At 73.0% G+C, this 5,633-nt stretch carries 5 protein-coding genes and 1 tRNA gene; 1 reads left to right on the top strand and 5 read right to left on the bottom strand.

What is annotated here, in order from left to right; genetic code table 11:
- The 5 genes from glyS to Q0112_RS10660 all read right to left on the bottom strand — a co-directional run.
- A partial coding sequence (gene glyS / locus Q0112_RS10680; protein WP_297975008.1) for a glycine--tRNA ligase subunit beta occupies positions 1-1,867 on the bottom strand: 1,867 nt, incomplete at its 3' end.
- A gap of 52 nt (positions 1,868-1,919) precedes the next feature.
- Complete coding sequence (locus tag Q0112_RS10675; RefSeq protein WP_297975005.1) at positions 1,920-2,879, bottom strand: lipid kinase; 960 nt, start codon at positions 2,877-2,879, stop codon at positions 1,920-1,922.
- 41 nt (positions 2,880-2,920) lie between these two features.
- Positions 2,921-3,304, bottom strand: coding sequence for a hypothetical protein (locus tag Q0112_RS10670; RefSeq protein WP_297975002.1), 384 nt, complete (start codon positions 3,302-3,304; stop codon positions 2,921-2,923).
- A gap of 3 nt (positions 3,305-3,307) precedes the next feature.
- Positions 3,308-4,705: a TolC family outer membrane protein gene (locus Q0112_RS10665; RefSeq protein WP_297974999.1), complete on the bottom strand. Its 1,398-nt coding sequence runs from the start codon at positions 4,703-4,705 to the stop codon at positions 3,308-3,310.
- A 73-nt stretch (positions 4,706-4,778) separates the two neighbouring features.
- Positions 4,779-5,432 carry a protein-L-isoaspartate O-methyltransferase gene (locus tag Q0112_RS10660; RefSeq protein WP_297974997.1) on the bottom strand — a complete coding sequence of 218 codons (654 nt, stop codon included), beginning with the start codon at positions 5,430-5,432 and terminating at the stop codon, positions 4,779-4,781.
- 127 nt (positions 5,433-5,559) lie between these two features.
- Between Q0112_RS10660 and Q0112_RS10655 the strand changes: the two genes are divergently transcribed.
- Positions 5,560-5,633 (top strand) — tRNA-Cys (locus Q0112_RS10655).

Genomic DNA, 5,633 nt, shown 5'->3' with positions numbered 1-5,633 from the left:
GCCCGTCCTTCTTCTCCTCCTGCTCGAGGATGTTGGTCGCGCGCTTGTAGCCGGTGAGGAGGTTCGCGCCGTCGTCGGTGGCGAGGAACGTTTGCAATGCGCGGACGCGGGCGACGAGGAGGACGAGGTCGTCCTGGCCGCCCAGCCGGAAGCAGGCGTCGATGACGTCGTGGCGGATGCCCTCGGCGCGGAGGTGGACCTTGAGGCGGTCGGCGAGGAAGGCGAGGAGGTCCTGCCTCTTCTGAGTGACGTCGAACCTCCTAGGCACGACATAGCCCTGAAACCCAGACTCTCGCGCAATCGCAGCGTGCTCCGCAGTGGCCTCCTGATCAATCGGGGCACGTGAGCGAACCGCACGAAGAGCTATGGAAAGCAGCGGGTTTAGCGGCGCGGTGACTTGGTTCTCAAGGATGATCCGAATGACTCCCAGCGCTGCACGGCGCAGCGCGAAAGGGTCCTTGGAGCCGGTGGGTTTTTCGTCGATGGCCCAGAAGCCGGTGAGGGTGTCGAGCTTGTCGGCGAGGGCGACGGCGACGGAGAGGGGGGCGGTGGGGACGGTGTCGGTGGGGCCGAGGGGGGAGTAGTGCTCGGCGGCGACGGCGGCGACGGCGGGGGGCTCCCCTGCCCTCTCGGCGTAGTAGCGGCCCATGGTGCCCTGGAGCTCGGGGAACTCGAAGACCATCTGGCTGGCGAGGTCGGCCTTGGCGAGCTGCGCCGCCCGTTCGGCGAGGTCGGGATCGGCGCCGACGTGCGGGGCGATCTCGCGGGCCAGCGCGGCGATGCGGGCGATGCGCTCGGCCTGGGTGCCGAGCTTGCCGTGGAAGGTGACGCCGGCGAGCTTCGCCGCCATGTCGGCGAGGGGGGTGCGCAGGTCGTTCCGCCAGAAGAATTCGGCGTCGGCGAGGCGGGCGGTCAGGACGCGGGCGTTGCCGGCGAGGATGGTGGCGCCGTCGTCGGCGGTCTCGCGGTTGGCGGCGAGGATATAGGCGGTGATGCGGCCGGAGACGGGCTCGCGCAGGGAGAAGAACTTCTGGTTCTCGCGCATCGAGGTCTGCAGCACCTCGGGCGGCAGGTCGAGGAAACGGTCCTCGATGCGGCCCATGAGGGTCACCGGCCATTCGGTGAGGCCGGCGTTCTCGGCGAGGAGGCCCGGGTCGTCGACGAGCTCGAGGCCGGCGGCGAAGGCGAGCTGGCGGGCGTCGTGGGCGATGCGGTCGGCGCGCGCGGCCGGGTCGAGGATGACCTTCGCGCGGCGGAGCTTCGCCTCGTAGTCCTCGAAGGAGGTGACGGCGAAGGGTTGGGGCGCGTGGAAGCGGTGGCCGCGGGTGGTGTTGCCGGCGGGGATGCCGTCGATCTCGAAGGGGACGATCTCGGCCCCGTCCTCGCGGGTCAGGATGCAGAGGATGGAATGCAGCGGGCGGACCCAGCGCAGCGTGCCGTCGCCCCAGCGCATCGACTTCGGCCAGGGGAAGCCGCGGACGACCTCGTCCACCGTCTCGGCGACGATCTCGGCGGCGGGCCGCCCGGGCCGGTCGAGGACGGCGACGAGGATGTCGCCCTTCCTGTCGGGGCGGGTCTGGAGATCCGCGCGGGCGAGGCCGGTCGCGCGCAGGAAGCCCTCGATCGCCGGGGCGGGGGCGTCGGCGCGCGGGCCCTTGCGCTCCTCGCGCAGGTTGGGCGAGCGGTCGGTGAGGCCCTCGACGGCGAGCGTCAGGCGGCGCGGGGTGGCGAAGGCGGCGGCGTGGGCGTAGGTGAGGCCGCGCTCGACGAGGCCGTCGGTGACGAGGCGGCGCAGGTCCTCGGCCGCCTGTCGCTGCATGCGGGCGGGGATCTCCTCCGAAAGGAGTTCGAGCAGGAGGTCGGGCATCGCGGTCTCTCGGGCTGGCGCCCGGATGGCAAACCGGAAGCGGTGCCGGAGGTCAAGGGCGAATGCTCGGCGCCTCGGCCGGGGGCGGGGCATAGACGGTGACCGCCCCGGGGTGCACCTTGAAGACGGCCGGCGTCTCGGCGATCAGCTCGCCGTCGGCGTTGACCGGGCGCGGGTGGCGGGTGCGGATCTCGAACTCGGTGCCGCGCAGCGTCTTCACCTCGGACCAGGCGCCGTGGGCGCCGGAGCGGAAGCTCCGCAGCATCAGCGCGAGCTGCAGGACGTTGCGGATCTCGAGGCTGTAGAGGTCGAGGTGGCCGTCGTCGATGGTGGCGTCCTCGGCCACCACCGTGCCGCCGCCGTAGAAGCGGCCGTTGCCGACGGCGACCTGCATGGTGCGGGTGCGCAGCGTCTCCTCGCCCTCGGTGACGAGGGCGGAGAAGCGCTCGGCCCGCAGCAGCGCGCGCAGGGCGGCGAGCGCGTAGCCGACGCGGCCCCAGCGCCGCTTCAGCTCGCCGGAGAGCTCGCGCGCCAGCTCGACGCTGAGGCCGATCGAGGCGACGTTGAAGAAGGGGGTGCCGTTCACCGTGCCGAGGTCGATCCGCCGCTGGCGGCCGGCGATGATGATGTCGGCGGCGGCCTCGAGGTCGTCGGGGATGCCGAGGGTGCGGGCGAGGTCGTTGGCGGTGCCCATCGGCAGGATGCCGAGGGTGACGCCGGTGGCGAGGAGGCCGGGCGCGGCGAGGCAGAGGCTGCCGTCGCCGCCGCAGACGATTGCGCAGTCGGGGGCGCCGTCGGGGGCGCCGTCGGGGGCGCAGTCGGTCTCGCCGCCGCCCTCGCGGATGTGGCGCTCGATCTCTTCGGGCGAGCCGAGCTCGGACTCGCGCACCGCGATGCCGGCGGCGCGGAACTTCGCCAGCAGGCCGTCGATCGCGTCGCCGCCGCGGCGGGCGCCCGGGTTGACGAGGACGACGGCATGGCGAGGCGGCGCCTGTCCGGGCAGATAGACCATCGCTTCCCCGTCGCCTGCCCGCGCCCCGGAGCCGGCCGGCTTCAGGACTTGCGCTGTTCCTCGAGGAACTCGGCGATCTCGCGGCGGATCAGCTTGCGGAGGTTGCGGTTGATCCGCTCGCCGAGCTCGCCCTGGAGTTCCTCGCGCACGATGGCGTTGATCATGGTGCGAAGCGCCGCCTCGTCCAGGCTCGGGGCCGCAGGGCCGGCCGGCGCCCCGAGGCCCTCGGCGAGTCCGTCGTCCGGCGGCCGCGCCCCGGCGTCGCTGCGCATGTCGGCGGTCAGCATCAGCACCGTCTCGCCGGGGCCGGCGCTGCGGGCCTCGGTCTCGGCCGAGACGAGGGCGCGGATCGAGGCGAGCACCTCGGCGAGCGACTCGCCCTCGGGGAAGCCGTCGCGCCCGCTCCCCTCCTCGCGGCCGGCCACGGCTCAGCGCCTCTCCCAGCGGGCGCGGATGCGGTCGACGGCCGAGGTGTCGTAGCCGCCGGAGGGGCCGTTGCGCACGCGGGTGAAGTTGACGTCGGGGTTGTAGCTCTCGATGCCGAGGTTCAGGTGCTCGACGGTGAGCAGGCCCATGGCCTGCAGGAGGCCGTAGGTGGCGATATACTCGTCGGCGAGGGCGCGGACCACCTCGGCCTCGGCCTCGAGCCGCTCCTGGTCGGCGTCGAGGACGTCGAGGGTCGAGCGGGCGCCGAGGCGGGCCTCCTCGGCGACGCCTTCGGCGGCGATGCGCGCCGCCTCGACCTGCTCGCGGCGGGCGACGATCGAGGCGCGCGCCACCAGCAGCTGCGCCCAGGCCTCGCCCACCGACTGCACCACCTGCCGCGCCGAGTCGTTGAGCTCGAAGCGCCGCTGGTCGAGGAGCGCCTGGGCCTGGCGCACCAGGCTGTCGTTGCGCCCGCCGGTGTAGAGCGGCAGCGAGCCCTCCACCCCGACCTGGCCGAAGCTGTTGCCGTCCCAGCCCTGGATGTTCTGGTTGTCCCGCTCGATGCCGACGCCGGCGGTGATGGCGAGCTGCGGCCCCTTGGCGGCGAGGGCGCGGTCGAAGTCGTAGACCGCGACGCGCTCGTTGAACTGGGCGGCGATGATCGCCGGGTTGCGCTGGCGGCCGATGGCGGTGGCGGCATCGAGCGTCCCGGGCACCTGCGGCAGCGGCGGGGGCGCCTCGAGGTTGTCGGCCGGCGAACCCACGACGGCGAGGTAGGACTCGCGCGAGATGGCGAGCTGCCCCTCGGCGGCGGCCAGGGTGGAGCGCGAGGCGGCGGCGCGCGACTCGCTCTGGCTGACGTCGGTGCGGGTCACCTCGCCCACGTCGAAGCGGTTGCGGGTCGCGGTCAGCGTCTCGTCGAGGCGCTGGACGTCGTTCCGCGCCAGCCGGACGAACTCCTGGTCGCGGCGGACCGAGACGTAGGCCTCGACCGCATCGAACAGCACCTGCTGCTCGATGCCCTTGAGATCGGCGCGGCCGGCGGCGATCAGGTTGCGGGCCGACTCGATCGCCGCCTTGGTCTGGCCGTTGTCGAAGACGAGGAGCGAGGCGTTGAGCGACGCCTGGCTGCTGTAGAGCTGGTCCTCGATCGCCTCGGCGGTGGTCTGGCTGCTGAGCGAGGCCGAGACGCCGACCTGCGGGCGCCGGGCGGAGCGCGCCTGCGGCAGGTTCTCGTCGACGCCGCGCAGGGCGGCGCGGGAGGAATCGAGCAGCGGGCTGGTCTGGTAGGCCTTGACCAGGGCGTCGGCGAGGGAGTCGGCTTCGGCCGCGCCGCTGAGGGCCAGGGCCGCCGCGACGGCACCCGAGAGGAGAAGCGACTTCAACGACAGCCTGTGCATCACCATTCCCCGGACGCTGCTCGCCTGCTGGCCCGTGAACCGGGCTCGTGGATGCACTATCCGGTGCATCGGCTCAGAATTCAAATGCTTTCACCGCCGCGAAGCCGGGGAGCACCGGCGCCGTGGCATCGAAGATACGCCGCCAGGTGATCCCCTGCGGCGTGCGGAGGCCGAGCCGCGCCTGGCCGCCCGCCCCCTGCATGAAGATCGCGGCGATCCGCCCGCCCACCTTGAGCTGCTCCTCGATCGCCGGCGGGAGCAGCTCGATGCCGCCCTCGAGGATGACGACGTCGAAGGGCCCGTGCTCGGCCACCCCGGCCTCGAGCGGCCCGGCCTGCACCACGGCGTTGTCGACCGAATGCTGGCCGAGGAGCCGCTCGGCCTCGGCCGCCATCTCGGGGTCGGGCTCGACCGCCACCACCGCATCGGCCATCCGCGCCAGCACGGCGGTCGAATAGCCGAGGCCGCAGCCGAGGTCGAGGACGAGGTCGCCCGTCCCGACGTCGAGCGCGTCGAGCAGCTTGGCGAAGACCCTGGGGTCGAGCAGCACCCGCCCCGGCGCCAGCGGCACATGCTCGCCGAGATAGGCGACCGGGCGGCGCGCGTCGGGCACGAAGGCCTCGCGCGGCACCGCCAGCATGGCGGCGATGATGGGATAGAGCGTGACGTCGGCGGGCCGCACCTGGCGGTCCACCATGGCTTCGCGGGCGGCGGCGTAGTCGGTCATGCGGCAGTCCCTGCACCGGACGGGTCGGCCGAGGGATCGCACATTTCCCCCGCCGGGGCAACGCGGCAGGGCGCGTTTCCCGCCCTTGCCGGCGCGCGCCCGCGTTGCTAGATGGATCGCACTGCGCGGCGACGTGGCGGAGTGGTTACGCAGCGGATTGCAAATCCGTGCACACCGGTTCGATTCCGGTCGTCGCCTCCA

The organism is uncultured Amaricoccus sp., from assembly GCF_937858865.1.
Classification (GTDB): domain Bacteria; phylum Pseudomonadota; class Alphaproteobacteria; order Rhodobacterales; family Rhodobacteraceae; genus Amaricoccus.
The sequence above is the reverse complement of the archived record's forward strand: the minus strand, read 5'-3'. Positions and strand labels throughout refer to the sequence as shown.